Source organism: Nocardioides sp. NPDC057772 (genome assembly GCF_042798075.1).
In the GTDB taxonomy this organism is placed as follows: Bacteria; Actinomycetota; Actinomycetes; order Propionibacteriales; family Nocardioidaceae; genus Nocardioides.
Genome location: NZ_JBHVKN010000026.1, coordinates 13,473 through 34,722, shown reverse-complemented (window position 1 = coordinate 34,722; position 21,250 = coordinate 13,473). Strand labels below are relative to the sequence as shown.

The 21,250-nt window shown below is 70.0% G+C and carries 19 protein-coding genes; 6 read left to right on the top strand and 13 right to left on the bottom strand.

Going from position 1 to position 21,250, the window contains the following annotated elements:
* Nucleotides 1-29 precede the first annotated feature (29 nt).
* Both ACFVJS_RS07320 and ACFVJS_RS07315 read left to right on the top strand, forming a co-directional pair.
* On the top strand, nucleotides 30-4,271 hold the full coding sequence (locus tag ACFVJS_RS07320) for a LamG-like jellyroll fold domain-containing protein (protein ID WP_378878265.1): 4,242 nt from the start codon (nucleotides 30-32) through the stop codon (nucleotides 4,269-4,271).
* Nucleotides 4,271-4,933: a hypothetical protein gene (locus ACFVJS_RS07315; RefSeq protein WP_378878264.1), complete on the top strand. Its 663-nt coding sequence runs from the start codon at nucleotides 4,271-4,273 to the stop codon at nucleotides 4,931-4,933. Before ACFVJS_RS07320 ends, ACFVJS_RS07315 begins: the two co-directional genes overlap by 1 nt.
* Here the strand turns inward: ACFVJS_RS07315 and ACFVJS_RS07310 are convergent.
* Entirely contained in the window at nucleotides 4,914-5,201 is a 288-nt protein-coding gene (locus ACFVJS_RS07310; RefSeq protein ID WP_378878263.1) for a hypothetical protein, read from the bottom strand. The two genes, ACFVJS_RS07315 and ACFVJS_RS07310, sit on opposite strands and share 20 nt — an antisense overlap.
* 33 nt (nucleotides 5,202-5,234) lie before the next feature.
* The gene (mca, locus tag ACFVJS_RS07305; protein ID WP_378878262.1) at nucleotides 5,235-6,221 is read right to left on the bottom strand and encodes a mycothiol conjugate amidase Mca; all 987 of its coding nucleotides are present in this window, start codon (nucleotides 6,219-6,221) and stop codon (nucleotides 5,235-5,237) included.
* 125 nt (nucleotides 6,222-6,346) lie between these two features.
* Here mca and ACFVJS_RS07300 point away from each other — a divergent pair, with 125 nt between their 5' ends.
* Entirely contained in the window at nucleotides 6,347-6,739 is a 393-nt protein-coding gene (locus ACFVJS_RS07300; RefSeq protein WP_378878261.1) for a DUF4307 domain-containing protein, read from the top strand.
* A gap of 82 nt (nucleotides 6,740-6,821) precedes the next feature.
* Here the strand turns inward: ACFVJS_RS07300 and greA are convergent, their stop codons facing one another.
* The 5 genes from greA to ACFVJS_RS07275 form a co-directional block, all read right to left on the bottom strand.
* Nucleotides 6,822-7,331, bottom strand: coding sequence for a transcription elongation factor GreA (greA, locus tag ACFVJS_RS07295; RefSeq protein ID WP_378878260.1), 510 nt, complete (start codon nucleotides 7,329-7,331; stop codon nucleotides 6,822-6,824).
* A 217-nt stretch (nucleotides 7,332-7,548) separates the two neighbouring features.
* Nucleotides 7,549-8,760 carry a threonine ammonia-lyase gene (ilvA, locus tag ACFVJS_RS07290; protein WP_378878271.1) on the bottom strand — a complete coding sequence of 404 codons (1,212 nt, stop codon included), beginning with the start codon at nucleotides 8,758-8,760 and terminating at the stop codon, nucleotides 7,549-7,551.
* A gap of 1 nt (nucleotide 8,761) precedes the next feature.
* A complete protein-coding gene (locus tag ACFVJS_RS07285; protein WP_378878259.1) occupies nucleotides 8,762-10,216 on the bottom strand; it encodes an AI-2E family transporter in 1,455 nt (484 codons plus the stop codon).
* 10 nt (nucleotides 10,217-10,226) lie between these two features.
* Nucleotides 10,227-11,594 (bottom strand): glutamate mutase L, encoded by a 1,368-nt coding sequence (locus ACFVJS_RS07280; RefSeq protein ID WP_378878258.1) that lies wholly within the window; start codon nucleotides 11,592-11,594, stop codon nucleotides 10,227-10,229.
* The gene (locus ACFVJS_RS07275; RefSeq protein WP_378878257.1) at nucleotides 11,581-12,750 is read right to left on the bottom strand and encodes a cystathionine gamma-synthase; all 1,170 of its coding nucleotides are present in this window, start codon (nucleotides 12,748-12,750) and stop codon (nucleotides 11,581-11,583) included. Before ACFVJS_RS07275 ends, ACFVJS_RS07280 begins: the two co-directional genes overlap by 14 nt.
* Before the next feature lie 104 nt (nucleotides 12,751-12,854).
* Between ACFVJS_RS07275 and msrA the strand changes: the two genes are divergently transcribed.
* Nucleotides 12,855-13,508: a peptide-methionine (S)-S-oxide reductase MsrA gene (gene msrA, locus ACFVJS_RS07270; RefSeq protein ID WP_378878256.1), complete on the top strand. Its 654-nt coding sequence runs from the start codon at nucleotides 12,855-12,857 to the stop codon at nucleotides 13,506-13,508.
* Between the two features lie 12 nt (nucleotides 13,509-13,520).
* Here the strand turns inward: msrA and ACFVJS_RS07265 are convergent, their stop codons facing one another.
* Complete coding sequence (locus tag ACFVJS_RS07265) at nucleotides 13,521-14,012, bottom strand: GNAT family N-acetyltransferase (protein ID WP_378878255.1); 492 nt, start codon at nucleotides 14,010-14,012, stop codon at nucleotides 13,521-13,523.
* Nucleotides 14,012-14,551 (bottom strand): DinB family protein, encoded by a 540-nt coding sequence (locus tag ACFVJS_RS07260; protein WP_378878254.1) that lies wholly within the window; start codon nucleotides 14,549-14,551, stop codon nucleotides 14,012-14,014. Before ACFVJS_RS07260 ends, ACFVJS_RS07265 begins: the two co-directional genes overlap by 1 nt.
* A gap of 76 nt (nucleotides 14,552-14,627) precedes the next feature.
* Here ACFVJS_RS07260 and ACFVJS_RS07255 point away from each other — a divergent pair, with 76 nt between their 5' ends.
* Nucleotides 14,628-15,710 carry a diacylglycerol kinase gene (locus ACFVJS_RS07255; RefSeq protein WP_378878253.1) on the top strand — a complete coding sequence of 361 codons (1,083 nt, stop codon included), beginning with the start codon at nucleotides 14,628-14,630 and terminating at the stop codon, nucleotides 15,708-15,710.
* A 187-nt stretch (nucleotides 15,711-15,897) separates the two neighbouring features.
* Nucleotides 15,898-16,701 (top strand): SDR family oxidoreductase, encoded by an 804-nt coding sequence (locus ACFVJS_RS07250; RefSeq protein ID WP_378878252.1) that lies wholly within the window; start codon nucleotides 15,898-15,900, stop codon nucleotides 16,699-16,701.
* 3 nt (nucleotides 16,702-16,704) lie between these two features.
* Here the strand turns inward: ACFVJS_RS07250 and ACFVJS_RS07245 are convergent, their stop codons facing one another.
* The 4 genes from ACFVJS_RS07245 to ACFVJS_RS07230 form a co-directional block, all read right to left on the bottom strand.
* Entirely contained in the window at nucleotides 16,705-17,712 is a 1,008-nt protein-coding gene (locus ACFVJS_RS07245) for a GNAT family N-acetyltransferase (RefSeq protein ID WP_378878251.1), read from the bottom strand.
* Between the two features lie 23 nt (nucleotides 17,713-17,735).
* Nucleotides 17,736-18,359: a YigZ family protein gene (locus ACFVJS_RS07240; protein WP_378878250.1), complete on the bottom strand. Its 624-nt coding sequence runs from the start codon at nucleotides 18,357-18,359 to the stop codon at nucleotides 17,736-17,738.
* Nucleotides 18,359-19,138, bottom strand: a complete 780-nt coding sequence (locus tag ACFVJS_RS07235; RefSeq protein WP_378878249.1) for a sulfite exporter TauE/SafE family protein — start codon at nucleotides 19,136-19,138, stop codon at nucleotides 18,359-18,361. The genes ACFVJS_RS07240 and ACFVJS_RS07235 overlap by 1 nt, the downstream gene beginning before the upstream one ends.
* A 62-nt stretch (nucleotides 19,139-19,200) precedes the next feature.
* Complete coding sequence (locus tag ACFVJS_RS07230; RefSeq protein WP_378878248.1) at nucleotides 19,201-21,216, bottom strand: VWA domain-containing protein; 2,016 nt, start codon at nucleotides 21,214-21,216, stop codon at nucleotides 19,201-19,203.
* Nucleotides 21,217-21,250: the final 34 nt, after the last annotated feature.

Below are 21,250 nucleotides of genomic sequence, written 5' to 3'. Positions count from 1 at the left end.
GCAGCACGCGCGTGACCCGAAGGAGCATCGTGTTCGCCGTAACGAGTGCCAGCTTCGCCAGACCCAGACGCCGGCTTCTCGCCGCGGTCGCGGGTCTGGCCCTCGCCGGAGGCGTTGCCACCGCCCTCCCCGGCGATGCCGTCACCCCCGCCAGCGCCGCCACCTACACCGCGGTGGGCACACCGCTGACCGGGCCGCCGCCGGCCGCCCTGGCGAGCGTGGACGCGCCGGTGGCCGATCTGCTCGACATCGACTTCGCCGGAGGCGCCCCGCACGAGCGCGCCCGGTCCCTCGAGCCGCGGACCTGGGGTGCGCCGACGTACGGCACCGACGACACGCTGGCCGAGACGCCGACCGGCATCATGACGGTCGACGGCACCGACGACGCGATCTCGGTCGAGCACGACCCCTGGGCCGACCTTCAGCAGGGCTTCACCATCGAGTGCGTCTTCCGGGTCGAGGCGCCGCTGCCGACCAGCAACGAGAAGGACCTGTGCTCCAACAAGGAGGCGGGTGGCTACTCGGTCTACGTGACCGGCTCCAACCTGGGCACGATGGCCCACATCGGCGGCGGCTACAAGTCGGTGCTGACCCCGATCACGGCCGACCGGTGGTATCACGTGCTCTCCGTCTGGGACGGCCAGACGCTGAGCCTGTACGTCAACGGCACGAAGGCCGGCTCGACCGCTGCCACCGGCACGCTGCAGGCCCCGGCGGCCACCTCGCGCCGCTTCGTCGTCGGCGCGGACTCCGCTCCGAACGGCATCGGCCAGCCTGCTCCGCCCGCGTCCTTCGCCGGCGCCGCGCTCTTCGCCCGTGCCGTGACCGACGCCGAGGCCGCCGCCCTGGCGGGCGCCTACGACACCGCTCCCCCGGTGCCCGCCGCCGACGTGCTCGACGTCGACTTCGACGACGGCACCCCGGCAGACGACACCGGTCGGGCCGTGACCACGATCGGCGAGCCGGTGATCTCCGACGACACCGCGCTGGACGCCAAGGTCGCCTCCTTCGACGGCTCCAACGACGCGTACGCCTATGCGATGGGCTCCTCGGCGTGGGATCTGATCGACGAGCAGGTCTCCATCGAGTGCACCTTCAAGGACAACGGCACCTTCCCGAACGGCACCGAGCACTCGATCTGCTCGGAGAAGGAGGGCGGCGGCTACTCGATCGTCGTCTACAGCGGCAAGCTGACCTTCGCGGTCCACGCCGGTGGCGCCTACCGCAACGCGCAGGTGCAGATCGAGACCGGCCGCTGGTACCACGCCGTCGGCACCTGGGACGGCTCGACCGCCCGGTTGTACGTCGACGGCAAGCTCGCCGCCTCGATCGCGGCACCTGCTCCGCTGACCCGTCCCGGCGGCAACGCCCTCAACTCCTTCTACGTCGGTGCCGACTCGGTCAACCAGTTCTGGTCGCCGGTCACGGTCCGCAACGCCCGGATCTTCACCGACGTGCTCACCGCCGACGAGGCGTACGCCCTCAACGTGACCGCGCTCGGTGACGTCCGCGATGCCGGCGTGGTCGTCAACGGCACCACACCCGCGGCCGGGGCGCACATCACCACGCCGACCGAGTTCGCCGTCGACATCACCAACCAGGGCAACGCCTCGGGCTGGACCTACACGCTCGACGGCGAGCCGATCCGGCCGGGCCAGGAGATCGGCGCCGGACTGGCCGCCGGCAAGCACACCATCGAGATCACCGCGAAGGACGTCTTCGGGCGCCCGGTCACGCACACCTCGACCTTCACCTCCGACGCCATCCCGAGCGGCGGCGGCACCGACACCGGCCAGGGCAAGGGGACGGTGACGCTGTCCGCGATCGCCAACAGCCCCGACGGCTCCGAGGTGACCACCACCTTCAAAGCGGCCTCGGCCTCGGTGGCCGACGGCGGGTTCCAGGGCGTCGTCCCGGTGCTCCCGAGCGCGCTCGAGTTCGACTACTCCTCGCCGGAGACGATCGCCGGACGGCAGGCTCCCGACGGGAAGACGGTCGACAGTGCCTCGAGCCGGCTGATCCCGTTCCAGCGCTACGACGTCACCGTCCCCGCCTCCGACTCTCGACGCCACGTGGTGTGGACGGGCACGGCCGACCCGGCCCGTTCGGTCTCGCTGCGGGTGTGGAACACGATCGAGAACCGCTGGGACGAGCTCGCCTCCGCCCGCGGGATCGCCGACGGCGACACCACGCTGCAGGGCCGGGCGATGGCCGCCCACGTCGACAACGGCACCGTGCACGTCCTGGTGACCGGCATCGACCCGTTCGCCGACGACCTCTCGCCGCGCGACGAGTCGGCCGCCGCCGACAAGGACCACTTCGAGAATCCCGAGGACTACGACTTCTCCTTCGCCCACTTCACCGACACCCAGTACATCGCCGAGGGTGCGGCCGGCGGGACGTACGAGAACTTCAACGGGATCGAGGAGCCCTCGGACGTGCAGCTGGTCGAGGAGCAGGCGGTGTGGCAGCGCGCCTACCGCGCCGAGACCGAGTGGATCCGCGACAACGCCGACCTGCGCAAGATCGCCTTCACCTCGCACACCGGTGACGTGACCGAGAACGACACCAAGGACCCGTTGGCCACCGGTGCCGACGGCAAGCTGCTCTACCCGGGCCTCGACGAGCAGGTCACCCGCGAGTTCGAGTTCACCTCCGAGGCGCAGGGCATCCTCGACGAGGCCGGGGTCGTCAACCAGGTGATCGCGGGCAACCACGACAACCAGGGTGGCCGCGAGACGGGCGCGCAGTCGCGGTTCAGCCGCTACTTCAGCCCGGAGCGCTACTACCAGGCGTCGCAGGCATGGCCCGAGGGCGCGTCCTACCACGCCTGGGACGAGGTGACCGACGCCTCCGGCAACGTGGTCACGCCGGGCACCGACAACCAGAACAACTACGTGCTCTTCTCCGCCGGCGGGCTCGACTTCGTCGCGGTCGGCCTCTCCTACGGCGTCACCCCCGAGGAGGCGGCCTGGGCCAGCGACGTCTTCGCCCGCTTCCCCGACCGCAACGGCATCCTGAGCACCCACGCCTACCTGGCGCCGTCGTCGGCACCCGACGGACGCGGTGCCAACTTCTCCACCGACGGGTCGCGGCTCTTCGACCAGGTCGTCGAGGCCAACCCCAACGTGTTCCTGGTCCTCGCCGGCCACGAGCACGGGGTCGGCACCAACCTCAAGCGCGGCATCGGCGCCACCGTGTCGCACGACGTGGTGGAGTTGCTGGCGGACTACCAGTTCTACAAGGTGACCGCCGGGGAGCTCTTCCCCGACTCCGTCGACGCCTCCGGCAACATCGACCTCAACAAGGACGGGACGGTGGACCACAAGTCGACCGACCTGCTGCAGTTCGGCGCCTCCTACCTCCGCCTGCTGCAGTTCGACACCGAGCGCTCGGAGATGTCGATCGACACCTACTCCCCGCACCTGGACGACTTCGGGGCGACGGAGTACGACGACCGCCACCGCTACAACGGCGCCGAGGACAACCTGACGCTCCCGGTGGACCTCTCCACCCGGCGTACGTCGTTCACGACCGACGCACTGACGGTGGTCACCCCCACCGACGCCGTGATCGGCGAGGACACCGCGCGGTCCGGCTGGCCGGCGACCGTGGAGTGGAGCGGGCTGACCGAGGGCGAGGTGTACGCCTGGACCTCGACGTCTCGCACCGGCGGCGCCCAGACGCTCGGCTCGATCGACCAGTTCGGCGGCGTCTTCCTGGCCACCGCGGCCGGCACCGACACCACACCGCCGGTGCTGACCGTCCCGGCCTCGACGACCATCGAGGTGGGCGCGGTGTTCGACCCGCTCGAGGGCGTCAGCGCGACCGACAACACCGACGGCGACCTCACCTCGGCGATCCAGGTCGCCGGGAGCGTCGACACGACCCAGGCCGGTGCCTACCCGCTGACCTACACGGTCACCGACTCCAACGGCAACCAGGCCGTCGCCTCGCGCGCGGTCGTCGTGGAGGAGGTCGAGACGCCCGAGCTGACCCCGGTCACGCTCACCGCGAAGGACGTCACGGTCCGGTTCGGACGGGACCTGACGCTGCGGACGTCGATCGCGCCGCGCAGCGCCACGGGCACGGTGCAGTTCCTCATCGGCGAGGACGTGCTGTGCGAGGCGCCCGCACGTCGCGGCGCGGCCGAGTGCGACGTGGACGTGCTCCCGCCGCCGGGACGTCACCGGGTGCAGGTGGTCTACCCGGGCGACTCGGCGCACCAGCCGGCCACGACGAGCTTCACGCTGACGGTCAGGCAGCGTTAGTGGCTCGTCTTCCCCGGGCGCTCGCGGTGGTCGCCGGCCTCGTGCTGGCGGCCCCCGCGGCCGCGCCGTCCTCGGCCCATCCGTTCGGGGCCCCGCAGACCGCGACGATCTCGGGGACCACCGGCGCTCCCGAGGTGACCTGGCGGTTCGGGGCCACCGACGACATCGCCTACCTGGCCGTGCAGGTCGGGGCGCTGCCGCCGGACCGGATGACGCTGGACGGAGTCGTCCTCTACGAGCCCGGCGACGAGAAGGCGCTGGCACGGTCGGAGGCCTACGCCGACTACGTGCTCGACCACATCCGGATCGAGGGTTGCGAGGGGTCGGTGTCGGCAGGCGCGGATCTCATCGCCGACGGCACCATGGTCACCTTCGACTGTCCATCACCGGCAGCGGCCACGAAGGTCGAGATCGACATGTTGACCGACCTGCACCCTGCGTACCAGACCCTGGCTTCGGGGCCGAACGGCCAGAAGGCGGCGTACGCGGGCGAGACCCGGGCGCACGACTGGTCCCTCGACGAGTCGCGGGCCGCGGCGACCGGCCTTTCCGCCCTGCTCCAGCTGGGTGGAACGCTCAGCGTGATCGCGCTGGCCGGAGCCGGCGTCTGGTGGTTCGTGCGACGCCGCCGCTCCGCGGGGACTAGCGCTTCAGCTTCTTGATCTCGTCCTTGGCGGCCTGCTTGGCGATGGCCTCGGCCTTGGCCTCCTCGCCGAAGACACCCTCGACCTTGGCCTTCTCGACCTTCTTGAACTGACGCAGCATGCTCCACGCGATCACCGCGACCGCGACGCAGAGCGCGATGAAGATGCCGAAGGCGGTCCAGCCCGCGACGACGTCCTCGTCCTTGGGCGGGTTGGGCTCAGGCGCGGGCTGGGAGGTGTGGAACGACTGCGTCGTCGCAAGCGTCGTCATCGGAAGGCCGGACATGGGGACATTGTCTCACCTTCGCCTGAGAACACGTCAGGCGGTGACGACCTTGCCGAAGCTGATCTCACGCCCGACGGCGGCCTTGCCCTCGTCGTCGGCGGTCGCCACGTCGAGACCGGCGAACAGGTCGGTCTCCTCGCGCTTCTCGGCCTCGGGAACCGGCACGTAGGAGGTCACCAGCTCGTAGTCCTCGGTCGGCCACGCCTCCTTCTCGATCTCCCGCGGCACGGCGAACCAAGGACCGTCGGGGTCGATCTGGGTGGCGTGCGCGAGCAGCGCCTGGTCACGCACGCCGAAGAACTCGGCGCACTCGACCCTCGTGGTGACCCGCTCGTCCCACCCGGGGTCCGGCTTCCAGTCCTCGAGCCGCTCCTCGTAGGGCGAGCTGAGCCCGTGGCTCAGCATCGCCTCGTGCAGCGCGACCATGCGCGGGTAGTTGAAGGTGTGGCTGTAGTAGAGCTTCAGCGGCTGCCACGGCTCACCCGCGTCCGGGAACAGGTCGGGGTCGCCCGCCGCCCGGAACGCCTCCACCGAGACCCGGTGGCACATGATGTGGTCCGGGTGCGGGTAGCCGCCGTTCTCGTCGTACGTCGTGACGACATGCGGCCGGAAGGAGCGGATGATCTCGACGAGCCGGCGCGTGCTCACCTCGAGCGGGGTCCGGCCGAAGCAGCCCTCGGGCAGCAGCGACCAGTCCTTGGCCTCCATCTCCTTGACCAGCATGAACTCCTCGACCCAGCCGGAGTCGACGAAGCCGAGCCAGTCCTGCTTGATGCCGAGGATGTCGCGGGCGCGGTGCATCTCCTCGCGGCGGATCTCGTGGATGTTCTCCAGGATCCCCGGGCGCTCCATCTTCGGGTTGAGGATGTCGCCGCGCTCGCCACCCGTACACGTCGCGACATGGACGTCGACGCCTTCCGCGACATACTTCGCGGTGATCCCGGCGCCCTTGCTCGACTCGTCGTCGGGGTGCGCGTGCACGTGCATCAGGCGGAACGCCTGCTGGAGCTGCTCTGGCATGGGTTCAATCCTAACCACGCTCCGTCTCACGGTTCGGTTACCCGCTCCCACTCCGCGGACAACTTTCGTGGTAGGCGACAGGGACGGATGTGCGGTCTCCTTCGCCGAGGTGGGACCATGTTTCCGTGAGCACGCCCTCAGCCGAAGAAGCCCGCATCGCGACCCGCTACGGCCGCGGGCCGCGCCGTCGCCCCGGCGTCCTCATGATCGCTCTGGTCCTCGCCCTGGTCGCCATCGTCGGCTGGTTCGTCTGGGCGCTGTGGCTGGCGCTACACCCCGAGGTCTCCTCCGGGCTGGAGAAGTGGGAGGCGGTCAGCGAGAACGAGGTCGAGGTGACCTTCGTCGTGCGCCTCCACGACAAGGACGCCAAGCCGGTCTGCACGGTCGAGGCCGAGGACGACCAGGAGGAGAAGGTCGGCCACCTCGAGTTCACCGCCGGCGAAGGACGCCAGACGATCACCATCCCGACCGAGCGCCGTGCGCTGCGGGTCGAGTGGGGTGACTGCACGGTCGAGTGACCGTACGTCTCAGGTGATTCCTGCACTTCTCGGGCAGTGCAACGCCAGAGAAGTGCAGGAATCACCGGTTGACCGGGTATTCCTACCCGGTGTAGACCTCGGTCTTCATGATCTCGACCTTGAGCGGCCCGCGCGGACCCTCGTAGGTCACCGTGTCACCGACGCGCGCGCCGATGAGGGCAGCGCCGATCGGCGAGGCAGCCGAGGAGATCTCGACGCCGCCGGCGTACTCCTTCATCTCGATGGAGGCGATGAGGCGGGTCTCGGCCTCGTCGTCGTCATCGCCCTCGAACTTGAACGTGACCAGCTTGCCGACCGAGACGACGTCGTCGTCCTCGGGGACCGTGGTGTCCGCCTTGCGCAGCAGCGCCTCGAGCTGCTGGATCTGACCCTCGAGCTTGCCCTGCTCCTCACGAGCGGCGTGGTATCCGCCGTTCTCCTTGAGGTCACCTTCGTCACGGGCGGAGCTGATCTCGGCGAGGATCTCCTGGCGCCGGGGGCCCTTCAGGTATTCCAACTCCGCGGTGAGCTTGTCGAATGCACCCTTGCTGAGCCAGATCGTGGCAGCCGTGGTCTCGGTCGACTGAGTCATAGCGAGTTACTCCTGATGGGTAGTGAATAGGTAAGGGGCGCCGGTCAACCCCCATCAACCGGCGCCTTTTCTCCCTGCTGTGCGGGCGTAGCTCACCCAGCGAAACGTTCTGCGGGAGATAGTCAGAACGTTCAGTTTAACAAGGCAACCACACCCGAAGACAGTTCGCGACCGAAACGGTGCGCAATCTGTCTCCGGGACCGTTCCCCGGAACGGGTCACGGGCTGATCGCCGGATACCCCTTGCTGCGCAGCTGTTCGAGGACGCGTTCGGCGTGGGTCTGGCCGCGGGTCTCGAGCTGGAGCTGCACGCCGACCTCGGCGAGTCTCAGGCCCGGGTTGGTGCGGGAGTGCACGACCTCCATCACGTTGGCACCGGTGTCGCCGATCACCGACAGCAGGGTGGCCAGCGCCCCCGGCTGGTCGGGGATGGTCACCGCGACCGGGAGGTAGCGCCCGGCCAGCGTCATGCCGTGCTGGATCACCTTGCCGAGCAGGAGCGGGTCGATGTTGCCGCCGGAGAGCACCACCACGACGGGGCCCTCGAACGCCTCGGGCGCGTCCATCAGGGCGGCCACGCCGACGGCACCGGCGGGCTCGACGACCAGCTTGGCCCGCTCGGCGAGCGCCAGCAGCGCGCTCGAGATCGACTCCTCGGAGACGGTGCGGATCTCGTCGACGTAGGACTGGATCATCGGGAAGTTGGTCTCCCCCGGCAGCCCGACCGCGATGCCGTCGGCCATCGTCGGCATCTTGTCGAGCCGGATCGGGCGGCCCTCGCGCAGCGAGACCGGGTAGGCGGCGGCGGTCTCGGCCTGCACGCCGATCACCTTCACGTCGGGGTGCTTCGCCTTGATCGCGAGCGCCGCCCCGGCGAGCAGGCCACCACCGCCGAGCGGGATGACGACGGTCTTCACGTGCGGCACCTGCTCGAGGATCTCGAGGCCGATCGTGCCCTGACCCGCGACGACGTCGGGATGGTCGAAGGGGTGGATCATGACGGCACCGGTGCGCTCGGCGAAGGCCATCGCGGCATCGAGGCACTGGTCGACGTACTGGCCCTCGAAGATCACGTCGGCGCCGTAGGCGCGGGTGGCCTTCTCCTTCGGGATCGGCGCGCCCTCGGGCATGAACACGGTGGACGGGATGCCGAGCGTGGTCGCGGCCAGCGCGACGCCCTGAGCATGGTTGCCCGCGCTCGCGGCCACCACCCCGTTCTTGCGCTGCTCCTCGGGCAGCCGGGCGATGCGTACGAAGGCCCCGCGGGCCTTGAAGGAGCCCGTACGCTGCAGGTTCTCGCACTTGAGCACGACCGTGTCACCGACGATGTCGGTGAGCCAGCGGGCGCCCTGGACGGGAGTCTCGGTGATGTGGTCGCGCAGCAGCTCGCGGGCCTCGAGGATGTCGTCGTACGTCGGCTGAGCATGCATCTCAGGCACCGCCTGCACCAGGGCTCGATGGGGGTGGGGACGTCGGCCCGTTGGCCGGCACGGGAGGCGGGGGCGACGTCGGCGCGACGGCGGACTCGGTGGCCGGGACCGCGGTCAGATGGTTGGCCACCGCGTTGAGCGCGGCCACGAGCGGCACCGCCACCAGCGCGCCGGCGACACCACCGAGCACGATGCCGGTGGCGACCGCGAGGATCACGCCGAGCGGGTGGACCCGGACCCAGCGGCCGAGCAGGAACGGCTGCAGGCCGTGGGCCTCGAGCTGCTGGACGAGGATCACACCACCGAGCATCAGCAGCGCGGTGACCGGCCCCTGGGACACGAGCGCGACGAGCACGGCGACCGCACCGGCGACCGTGGCGCCGATCAGCGGCACGAACGAGCTCAGGAAGACCAGCACACCGATCGCCACGACGAACGGCACCTGCAGGGCCGCGGCGATGATCATGATGCCGACCGCGTCGACCGCGGCCACGATGACCGTGGCGCGGGTGAACTGGGTCAGGGAGACCCAGGCGACCCGGCCCGAGCTGTCCATCCGGCTGCGCGCCGCCCGCGGCGCGAGGCGCACCAGCCAGCTCCAGATCCGCTCGCCCTCGGCGCAGAAGAAGTAGGTCGAGAAGAGCACGATGAACAGGCCGGCGAAGACGTCCAGCGCGACCCCACCGACCTCGCTGACCCGGGAGAACGGGTTGGAGGCGTAGGCCGCCGCCCAGTCCTCGACCGTGGTCTGGACCGTGTTGAGCCAGGTGTCGATCTGGGTCTCGCTCGCATGGAACGGTCCGTTGATCAGCCAGTCGCGGATCTCGTCGAGCGCCTTGACGGTCTGCCCGGCCAGGTCGGTGAAGCCGTTGGCGACCTGGGTGCCGGCGAAGCTCAGCATGGCGATGACCACCGCGAGCACACCGATCACCACGAACAGCGCGGAGATGCTCCGCTTCAGCCCGACCCGGGCCAGCCCGTTGACCACCGGGGAGACGAGCGCGGCGATCAGCAGGGCGATGACCACCGGGACCACGACGATGCTGAGGAAGCCCAGAGCGCGGACGATCAGGTAACCGGCCGCGACGATGACCAGGAACCGCCAGCCCCACTGGGCCGCCATCTCGACCCCGTAGGGGACGTTCGTCCGGCTGACGGAGGTCGGCGCGGTCACCGGCTCGGGAGCGGCCAGCTGCTCCTGGCGCTCCTCGCGCAGGCGCTCGAACTGGTTGACGAGGCGCAGCGCGAAGTTCTCGGCCGACTCGCGGGCCTCGGCGGCGGCCTCCTTGGCCACCTCCGCGGACTCCCGGGCGTCGGCCTCCTCCTGCGCCTGGCGCCGGGCCAGACGATGGGCCTCACGTGTCTCGCGGTTGCGTCTGAACGCACCCGTCATCCGGTCGAAACTCGCCTTCGCGGTCGACTTCTCGCCGCCGGGTGCATCCCCCTGATCCGTCACCTGACAGAGGCTACCGGGAGGGTGTGAGGTGGGTCGCGAGGTGGCGTGCCGTGGCCGGGTGCGACCGCGCGAGCAGTCCCACCGCGGCGAGCACGTAGTCGCTGTCCACCGTCCGCAGCGGCGCCTCGGGAAGCTGCCACCCACCGCGCGCCGACCAGCGCATGACACGGTCCTCGATGTGCTTGCGACCGTGTCGGAGAACGCCGCCGGAGCCGATCACCACGCCGACCCGGCGCAGATCGGTGCCGGTGCGCTCGATGACCTTGCCGCTCGGGGACAGCACCACCCGGGACCGACCCGCGTGCCGCTGCAAAGCCGTGCAGACCGCGATCCTGGCGAGGAGCTCGTCGATGTCCTTGTCCTGCTCGGTGCGCGGCAGCCACCCGGGGTGGTTGCGTCGGTAGTCGACCTCGCCGGAGAGATCGGACTCGGCCAAGGAGGGATCACCGTGGTCGGCAGCATCGAGGGTGGTCGGTGCCGACCAGCGCATGCCCAGGTCGCCCTCGACCGTCCGGGTCACCGGGGTGACCGCGACGACCTCCTCGCGGACGTGCTCGGCCTCGGGGTCGGGACGGACCACGCTGTGCACGTCGGTCGTGGCGCCGCCGACATCGACGACGACCACGTCCTCGCCGAGCACCTCGGCCAGCGTCTCGACGCCTTGGAGCACGACATCAGGGGTCGCGCCCTGGACGATCCGCCGGAAGTCGGCCCGGCTGCTGAGGTTCTTGCCGCCGATCACGTGCTCGAGGAACATCTCCCGGACCGCCGCCCGGGCGCTCTCCGGCGCCAGCACACCGATCTTGGGAACCACGTTCTCGCAGTTCACATGGGGTACGTCGGTGAGGATCTCGTCGATCTCGGAGTGGGGGTCGGGGTTGCCCGCGACGACGACCGGCCCACGCCAACCGGCCGCAGCCAGCTCGCGGGCGGCGGAGACGATGGCGTCGCGGTTGCCACCGTCGGTGCCGCCGGTGAGCAGCACCAGGTCAGGGGTGGTGGCGTCGAGAGTGGACCCCAGGTCGCTCTCGTCCTCACGGCCCGCGGTCGCGATCACCGCGACGACCTTGCCGCCGCTGGACAGCGCCACCCGTCGCCCGGCCTCGGCGGTCACCAGCTCCTCGTTGCCGACGACGGCGATCCGGAGCCCGCCGCCCGCCGACGAGCAGGCCAGGATCTCGGCCGTCGCCGCCCGCGGGTCTGCTTCGGCGAGGGTCGCCAGACAGGCGTCGTACGCCTCCATCACCTCGTGCAGGGACGTCGGCGCGCTCGCAGACCCGAGGACCCCGCCCGAGGCGAGGTCGACATGGAGGGCCTTGGTCCAGGTGGAGCCGAAGTCGATGCAGACGGCGGTCTGTGGGTCCTCAGCTCTGGTCAAGGGCCTGCTCGAGATCGGCGACGAGGTCCTCGGCGTACTCGATCCCGACGGAGAGCCGCACCAGGTCGGCCGGCACCTCCAGGTCGGTGCCCGCGACGGACGCGTGGGTCATCCTGCCCGGGTGCTCGATCAGGCTCTCGACGCCACCGAGCGACTCGCCCAGGGTGAAGATCTTGGTGTGCTCGCACACCGCGAGCGCCTGCGCCTCGCCGCCGGTCACCCGGAACGAGACCATGCCGCCGAAGCGCTTCATCTGCTTCTGGGCGACCGTGTGGCCGGGGTGGGTCTCCAGGCCCGGGTAGATGACCTCGCCGACCTTCGGGTGGGAGGTCAGGAAGTCGGCGACGCGCTCGGCGTTGTCGCAGTGGCGGTCCATGCGTACGCCCAGGGTCTTGAGACCGCGCAGCGTCAGCCAGGCGCCGAACGGGTCGGCGATCGCACCGGCGGCGTTTTGGAGGTAGCCGATCTTCTCGGCGATCTCGAGGTCACGGACGACCACGGCGCCGCCGACGACGTCGGAGTGACCCCCGACGTACTTCGTCGTGGAGTGCACCACCACGTCGGCGCCGAGGGTGAGCGGCTGCTGCAGGTAGGGGCTGGCGAAGGTGTTGTCGACCACCAGCCGTGCCCCGGCCTCGTGGGCGACGGTGGCCAGCGCGGCGATGTCAGCGATGTTGAGCAGCGGGTTGGTGGGCGTCTCGACCCAGACCACCTTGGTCTTGCCCGGCTGGATCGCGGCCGCGACGGCGTCGACGTCGGCGACCTGCGCCGGCGTGTGCGCGATCCCCCACTGGCTCTCGACCTTGTCGATCAGGCGGTGGGTGCCGCCGTAGGCGTCGTCGGGGATGACCATGTGGTCACCGGGCCGCATCAGGCTACGGATCAGGGTGTCCTCGGCGGCCAGACCGGAGGCGAAGGCGAAGCCCTTCTCGCCCTCCTCGACCGCCGCCAGGGCGCCCTCGAGCGCGGTGCGGGTCGGGTTGGCGGAGCGGCTGTATTCGTAGCCGTTGCGCAAACCACCGACGCCGTCCTGCTTGTAGGTCGTGGTGGCGTAGATCGGCGGGATCACCGCACCCGTCGTCGGGTCGGGCTCGTAGCCCGCGTGGATCGCCTTGGTCTCGAAACCGGCCTTGCCGAGGTGCTGCTGCTCGCTCACACGTCGAGCCTACGTCCGATCTCGTTCCGCCGCCCATCCGGGAACGTTCGCGCGTCGAACTGTGTTGGAGACTGGTAGCAACCCTGACTTTCTGGAGGTCACTCATGTTCGGTCGCCCAACACAGCTCTTCCCCGAGGACCGCACCCTCGCCGGGCGCGACCAGGCCCTCTTCGACCTGCCCGCGAAGCACCGCGTCCTGGGGACTCCGCTGCTCGCCTCCCCGGAGGACGGGACCGCTCCCGAGGGAGCCGAGGTGGCGTACTTCGGTCTCGGCTGTTTCTGGGGCGCTGAGGAGATCTTCTGGCAGACGCCGGGGGTCTACGCGACCGCTGTCGGGTATCAGGGCGGCACGACCGCCAACCCGACCTATGAGGAGGTCTGCAGCGGTCAGACCAACCACACCGAGGCGGTCCGCGTCGTCTTCGACCCGACCGTGGTGTCCTACGCGGACCTGGTCAAGAAGTTCTTCGAGGTCCACGACCCGACGCAGGGCATGCGGCAGGGCAACGACGTCGGCACGCAGTACCGCTCGGCGCTCTACTACGTCTCCGACGCGCAGCGGGAGACCGCTGAGGAGCTGACCAAGATCTACGGCGCCGAGATCGCCAAGCGCGGCTACGGCGAGATCACCACCGAGATCCGCGAGGTGCCGACCTTCTACGCCGCTGAGCCCGCGCACCAGCAGTACCTCGACCGCGTGCCCAACGGCTACCGCTGCCACGCGAACACGGGCATCCCCTTCCCCGCGACCGCCTGAGCCGGGCTGAAGTCAGGTCAGCGGCAGATACATCACGTGGAGGCCGACCCGGCCGTGCGACCTCGAGTCGAACGCGTCCGGGACGGTCCCGATGATCTGGAAGCCGAGGGACTTCCACAGACGTACGGCGGTGGTGTTGGTCTCGACCACGGCGTTGAACTGGATGCCGTGGAAGCCGTTGTCCTTGTGCCAGGTCACGCAGTAGTCGCCGAGGGCCCGGCCCACGCCCTTGCCGCGGGCGTGCGGGGAGACCATGAACGAGGCGGTGCCGATGTGGCTGCCGCGGCCCGGGCGGTTCGGGCCCATCTTGGCGCTGCCCAGGATCTGCTCGTTCTCGGGGTCGCCCTCGACCGCGACGACGACATGGTCGTACATCCACGTCTCCTTGGCCTCCTCTGAGGAGAGGCCTTCGGGATAGGCGTAGGTCTCGCCCGCCGCCACGATCTCGGACCAGAACGGGTAGATCTTCGGCCAGTCGTCGGCCGTCGCTTCACGGATCTGCATCACAGGTCTGTCTTTCCGTCGATGGCCTCGCGCATGAGGTCGGCGTGGCCGCAGTGGCGGGCGTACTCCTCGATCATGTGGACCAGGATCCAGCGCAGGCTGATCTCCTGACCGTCGCGGGTCCTCCCGACCGCGATGCGGTCGAGGGAGCCGGCGGCGTCGGTCAGCTCGTTGGAGCGAGCGATCGCGTCCCGGAGGAGGGTGCGCAGCGCCTCGGGGTCGTCCGCGGCGGCGCTGTTGAACTCCCAGTCCTGGTCGTCGTCCCAGGGAGCCGTGTCGAACGGCGCGGCCGGGGCGTGGCCGGCCAGGCGTACGCCGAACCAGATGTCCTCGACGTACGCCATGTGCTTGAGGAGGCCCGCCAGGGTCATGGTCGTGGGCGGGAACGGGCGGTTGAGCTGCTCGTGGTCGAGGTCCGCGACCTGCCTGAGCAGGGTCGCCCGATGGAAGTCGAGGAACGTGCGCAGGGTCGTGGACTCGTCCGCGACGTAGGGGGCGCCGGTCGGATGGCGGGTGTCCTCGAAGAGTGCCTCGGTCATGGGCGTCAACGTAACGGCGGGGAGTTTTCTCGGCGAATCACTTTTGCGAAACTGAAACGCGTTCTAGATTTGGCCCATGCCTCAGCCTCTCAGAGTCGTCGTCTGGTCCACCGGGACGGTGGGACGTCATGCCATCGCCGGAGTGGATGCCCATCCCGACCTGGAGCTGGTCGGGGTCTGGACCTCGACGCCGGCGAAGGCCGGGGTCGATGCCGGAGAGCTGGCGGGGCTGGGACGTACGCTCGGGGTGGCCGCGACCACCTCTCGCGACGAGCTGATCGCCCTGGCGCCGGACTGCGTCGTCCACGCGGCGATGACCGACGACCGGGTCTTCGAGGCGATCGAGGACCTGACCGGGCTGATCCGGGACGGGGTCAACGTCGTCTCCTCCGGGCCGGTGATCCTGGTCCACCCCCAGGGGACGCTGCCGGAGGAGATGATCGCCGGAATCGACGCGGCCGGACGGGAAGGCGGCGCCTCGTTGCACGTCAACGGCATCGACCCGGGCTTCGCCAACGACGTCCTGCCGCTCGCGATGACGTCGCTGTCCCAGCGGATCGACCACCTCAAGGTGTCGGAGATCGCCGACTACTCCACGTACTTCCAGCCCGTCGTGATGAAGGACCTCTTCGGCTTCGGGGGCTCGCTGGAGGACAAGCCGTTCCTGTGGGAGCCGGGTGTACTGAGCACCGCGTGGGGACCCGTCGTCCGGCTGCTCGCCGCCGGTCTCGGGGTGACCCTCGACGAGCCACTCGTCGAGCACGTCGAACGCCGGCCGGCGGTCAAGGACACCAAGACGGTGTCGGTCGACATCGCCGAGGGCACCCAGGGCTCCGTACGTTTCACCGTCACCGGCACCGTCGACGGCATCCCTCGCATCACCCTGGAGCACGTCACCCGCACCGACGCCGGCTCCGACCCCGACTGGCCGGTCCCGGCGACCGGCGACGGCTGCTACCGCGTCGAGATCACCGGCGAGCCCTCGATGACCGTCGAGTTCAGCCACCATGGCGAGCACGGCGACCACAACGTCTCCGGGATGATCGTCACCGCCCAGCGCCTCGTCAACGCCATCCCCGCCGTCGTCGCCGCCTCCCCCGGCCTGGTGTCCCCTCTCGACCTCCCCCTGATCACCGGCCGCGGCCTCGTCTCCCGATGAGCGAGACGTCGCCCCGGTCGGCCGAGGCGTCACGTACATCGGCCGAGACGTCACCGGAGCCATCTCGGTCGGCGCAAGTGACGCTTCGACCGACGGGAATGACGCCTCGGCCGACCCAACTGACATTTCGGCCAACGCAAGCGACGTCTCGGCCGACCGGCCTGACGTCTCGACAGGGAGGAAACAGATGAGCATTCTCGAACGGTTCAGTCTGACCGACCACGTCGCGGTCGTGACGGGGGCGGGGCGTGGGATCGGCGCGGCGACCGCGATGGCGCTGGCAGAGGCCGGGGCGGACGTGGTGATCGCCTCGCGGACCGAGCGCCAGCTTCAGGCGGTCGCAGAGAGGGTCGAGGCGGCGGGCCGGCGGGCGCTGGTGGTGCCGGCGGACCTGGCGGATACGGCGGTGACGGCGGGGCTGGCGGAGCAGGCGTACGAGCAGTTCGGGCGTCTCGACATCGTGGTCAACAACGTCGGCGGGACGATCCCCAACACCTTCCTCGACACCGACGAGAGTTATCTCGAGAAGGCCTTCCACTTCAACGTGACCACGGCACACGCGCTGACGCGGGCCGCGGTGCCTTACATGGTGAAGAGCCCCGACGGGCAGCAGTCGGTGGTGTCGATCAGCTCGATGATGGGACGTACGGCGGGCAGAGGCTATCTCGCCTACGGGACCGCGAAAGCGGCGCTGGCGCACTGGACCAGGCTGGCAGCGACCGACCTGGCGCCGAGGATCCGGGTGAACGGCATCTTCGTCGGGTCGGTTCTGACCAGCGCGCTCGACTTCGTGGCCGGCGACGAGGCGATGCGCGGCGAGATCGAGGCGAAGACACCGCTCGGGCGGATCGGGGAGGCCGAGGACATCGCCGCCGCGGTGGTGTATCTGACCTCGCGGGCCGGGCAGTTCGTCACCGGGAAGCTGCTCGAGGTCGACGGCGGCACCGAGGCGCCGACCCTCGACCTCAAGCTCCCCGACGTCGGCGCCTGATCGTCAGACCGTGACGTCCTTGTGCCAGGACTCGGTGACGTAGTCGGTCACCCAGCCCATGGACTTGTAGAGCCCGTCGGCCCCGGTGGGGCTGTCGGCGTCGACCTCGAGCGATACCCTGTCGCGGCCGCGCTCGATCGCGTCGCCGATCACCGCGTGCAGGAGCCCCTTGGCCACCCCGCGGCCGCGGGCGTTGCGGTTGACGCCGATGTATTCGACGTACGTCCCCTCGACCCCGGCCGCGTTGGCGGGCAGCACCGAGGCGACCAGGGAGCCGGCAGGCAAGGTCCCGTCGACGTAGGCGAGCCACCAGTGGTCCCAGCGGTGACCGGGGTCCTCGCGGAGGCGCTGGACGAACTCCGGGAAGCTCTCCCGGTAGGAGTTGAAGTGGTCCTGGAAGGACTCCTCCAGGGTCTGGTGGACCGTCTGCAGGTCGGCCGCGACGGGCATGCCGTTCTCGTGGGTCTCGACCGGGCGGATGGTCACCCCTTCGCGCAGCGGAGGCACCGTCTCGTCGGGCAGCACCGGCCGACTCATGTGCAGCCAGGTGCGTTTGTTGGTGAACCCCGCCGCGGCCAGCCACTCCCGCTGAACGGTGTCGTCGGCGAACGGGCTCGCGTCCAGGTGGGACTCGCTGATGCCACGCAGGGCGGCCATCGCCCGGGCCTGGTCCTCGAGCCAGGCGTAGAGCCCGGCCGCGACCTCGGCGGCCTGGGCGATCGTGCGGTCGACGTAGAGGTAGACGAGCGTACGTCCGGCGGCACGGTCGTGGGCGATGGCCCACGACCGGACGTCGCCGTCGGGGTCGACCGCGACCAGCTGCTGGCGGGTCCAGGATGCGGGGCCGGCGATCTCGCCGGTGATGGCGTCGGCGTCGACCTTTCCGGACCCTTCGAACGGGGTCTTGTCGGCGGCTCGGAGCCTCAGAAGTGCGGGCAGGTCGTCGAGGTCGGGGACCTTCGTCGTCCATCCGGCGGGGAGTTCCACGGGCGTCTCGCTATGGTCGCTCACCTGGCCCATTCTCCCAAACAGGCCTACCGGTCGACCCAGCGGTCCACACCGGGCACCAGAACCGAGCCGCCGGCGGTCAGCTCCGCGACGAGCGCTTCGAGGCGTTTCTCCTCGGCGGGCGGTGCTCCGATCCGCAGGGTCACGGCGGCGCCGTAGGCGGTGTCGAGGACAGCCACCCCGGACGATCGCAGGTCGGTCTCGAGACGGCCCGCGGCGTCGTACGGAGCCTGGATCTCGTACTCGCGGACGAGCTCTCGTCGCAGCGCCCCGACCTCGTCCAGCGCGGCGCGGACGGCGTCGGAGTAGGCCCGCACGAGGCCACCCGCGCCGAGCAACGTCCCGCCGAACCAGCGCGTCACCACGGCGACGGTGTCGGACACGCCGGCACCACGGAGCACCTCGAGCATCGGGGCGCCCGCGGTGCCGGCCGGCTCGCCGTCGTCGTTGGATCGCTCGACCGGCTGAGGTGGCGGGCCGATCCGGAACGCCGAGCAGGTGTGCCGGGCGTCCCAGTGCTGCTTGCGCAGCCCCTCGACCACCGCCCGCGCATCGTCCTCGTCCTCGACCCGGACGAGCGTGCACAGGAACCGGGACCGCTTCTCCTCGATCTCGGCTGCACCGTCGCGGGCGATGGTCAGGTAGTGCATCACCAGACTCCGAGCACGCTGCCGCCGATGCGGACGATGAACCCGGCGACCACGACGATGAAGAAGACGCGTACGAACCCGGCGCCCTTCGCCACCGCCGTCCTCGCCCCGAGGTAGCCGCCGATCAGATTGCACACGCCCATCACCAGGCCGGTCTTCCACAGCACCGCGCCCTGCGGGACGAAGACGACGAGAGCGGCCAGGTTGGTGGCGACGTTGGCCATCTTCGCCTTCGCGCTGGCCTCCAGGAAGGAGTAGCCGAGCAGGCCGACGAGCCCGATCACCAGGAAGCTGCCGGTCCCGGGGCCCAGGGCGCCGTCGTAGAAGCCGACCGCGAACCCGACCACCATCGCCCCGATCACGTGGCGGTGGTCGTCGTACTTCAGCTCGGTCGCCTCCCCGAGCGACGGCTTGAACAGCACCCACGCCCCCACCAGGATCAGCGCGACCAGCACGATCGGCTCGAAGACCTTCTCAGGAAGGTACGACGCCACCCCCGCCCCCAGCGCGGACCCGACGAAGGCGAGGATCATGAGCGGGATGAAGGTCTTCGGGTCGGGCCCCACCCGCCGGTAGTAGGTCGCCGCGCTGATCGAGGTGCCGAAGACGGAGGCGAGCTTGTTGGTCGCCAGGATCTGCACCGGCGCGGCCCCGGGCAGGAACAGCAGCAGCGCCGGGAGCTGGATCAGCCCGCCTCCGCCGACCACCGCGTCCACGTATCCGGCGGCCAGGGCCGCGAGAGCGAGAAGGGCAAGTACGTTCAGCGTCTCCTCGGGCACGAGCGCAGGCTACGCGCCCGGATGCTCACCGAGTTAACTCGGTAAGCATCCGGACCGACGACTCAGCCGGCCCACCAGCCGCGACCGCCGAACGCGTCCGGATAGCCGCCGTAGGTGTTCGACGTACGCCGCGCCGTCCTGTCCCCCAGATACGACCCGACCACGGCCGCGCCGAGGTCGTCGAGCTCGGGCGCGACGACGCGCCCCGCGACGCGGCGGGCCATCGAGTCGATGAAGCGAGCCAGGCCGGGATCCTCACCGAGGCGGAAGAACGTCGTCTGGGCACCGAGCCGCCGCGAGTTCTCCAGCTCCTCGACGGACCTGGCGATCGTCACCGGGTGAGGCGGGTAGGAGAACCAGACATCGCCACCGGGCTCCAGGTGGGCGGTGGGCTCGCCGTCGGTCACGATCAGCAGCACCGGCTGGGCGGCCGGGTGCTTGCGGAAGTGTCGGTTGGCCAGCAGCAGCGCATGATGCAGGTTGGTGCCCTTGTCCCAGATCGCGTCGAGCGCGGTGAGCTTCTCGATCTCCATCGTCTGCGCGTAGCGGCCGAACGAGATCAGCTGCAGGTCGTCGTTGCGGAACCGGCTCTTGATCAGCGTGTGCAGCGCGAGCGCGGTGCGCTTCATCGGCACCCACCGGCCGTCCATCGCCATCGAGAAGCTGGTGTCCACCAGGAGGGCGACCGCTGCCTGCGTACGGGCCTCCGTCTCCTGCACCTCGATGTCGTCGACGGTCAGCCGGACGCCGGGGCCCCGGCGGCCCTCGCCCGCCTCGCGGATGACGGCGTTCGTGATCGTCCGAGGTACGTCCCAGGGTTCCGTGTCGCCGAACGCCCATGGCCGCGACGAGCCGGAGAGTTCCCCTGCCGCACCGGCGCGCTGCAGGTCGCGTTCGCCCTGCCGTCCGGAGAGCCGCTGGGCGACGTCGCGCAGCAGTGACTTTCCGAGCTGGCGCATCGCCTTCGGGGTGAGCCGGAGATCGCCGTCGGAGCCGCGCTCGAGCTGGCCGGAGTCGCGCAGCGCCTGCTCGAGCTCCTGCAGGGTGCGCGCATCGACGGCAGCCTGGTCACCGAGCTGGCGGGAGAGGGCGTCGAGGTCGATGTCGTCGAGCCGGCTCCCCGCGTAGGACTGCTGGAGCTGCTCGGAGAGCTGGTCGAGCTCGGCGATGTCCTGCAGCACCCCGGTGCCGTCGCCGAGGCCGAGGCCCTCGCCGCCGCCGAACTCCTCGGAGCCGTACCAGTCCTCGCCGGGCCGCGCCGCCTGCAGGTTGGCGTCGAGCTGCGCCATCTGCTCCATCAGCGCGGGCGAGCCGAACGCCTGCGCCGAGAGCTCCATCAGCTCGCGCCGCTGCTCGGGCGACATCGAGTTGAGCATCCGCTGGGCAGCTGCCGAGCGCTGGGCGAGGGTGTCGAGCAGCTCGTCGATGTTCTGCGGGTTCTCGGGGAAGTACTGGCCGTGCTTGGCCATGAACTGGTCGAAGTCGGCGTCGGTGTCCTCGCCGCGGTTGTGCTTCTCGAGCAGCGCGTTGAGGTCGCGGAGCATCTCCGCGATCGCCTCGCGGTCCTCGTCGGTGGCACCTTCGAGCGCCTGCTTCATCCCGGCGAACCGCTGGTCGAGGAGCTCTCGTCCGAGAAGGTCCTTGATCTCCTCGTAAGCCTCGCGGGCCTCCCGCGAGGTCCAGTCGTAGGAGGAGAGCTCGCTGACCGCGGCGGCGGTGTTCGGCGAGAGGTTGTCGATCTGCATCTCCCGGAACGCGCGGTCGCCGTCGTCCATCGTGACGTCGCGGGCCAGCTGCTTGCGCTCCTCCAGGACGGCCCTGTCCAGCAGCTCGCGCACCTGCTCGAGCGTGCCGTCGAGGTTGTGGCGCTGCAGCAGCTCCCGGCGCCTCTCGGCGACCTGCCGGGCGAGGTCGTCGAGACCGCGCTGGTTTTGTCCCCCGCGCCGCAGGAACTCTCGCATCGCGCGCTCGGGCGAGTAGCCGGACATCACGTCCTCGCCGATCGCGTCCAGCGCCTCGGCGATGTCGACCGGTGGAGCGAGCGGGTCACCCCCGGCGTACTTCTTGTAGCGGCTCATTCGTGGTGCTCCTCAACGCGTGTAACACGCTGTT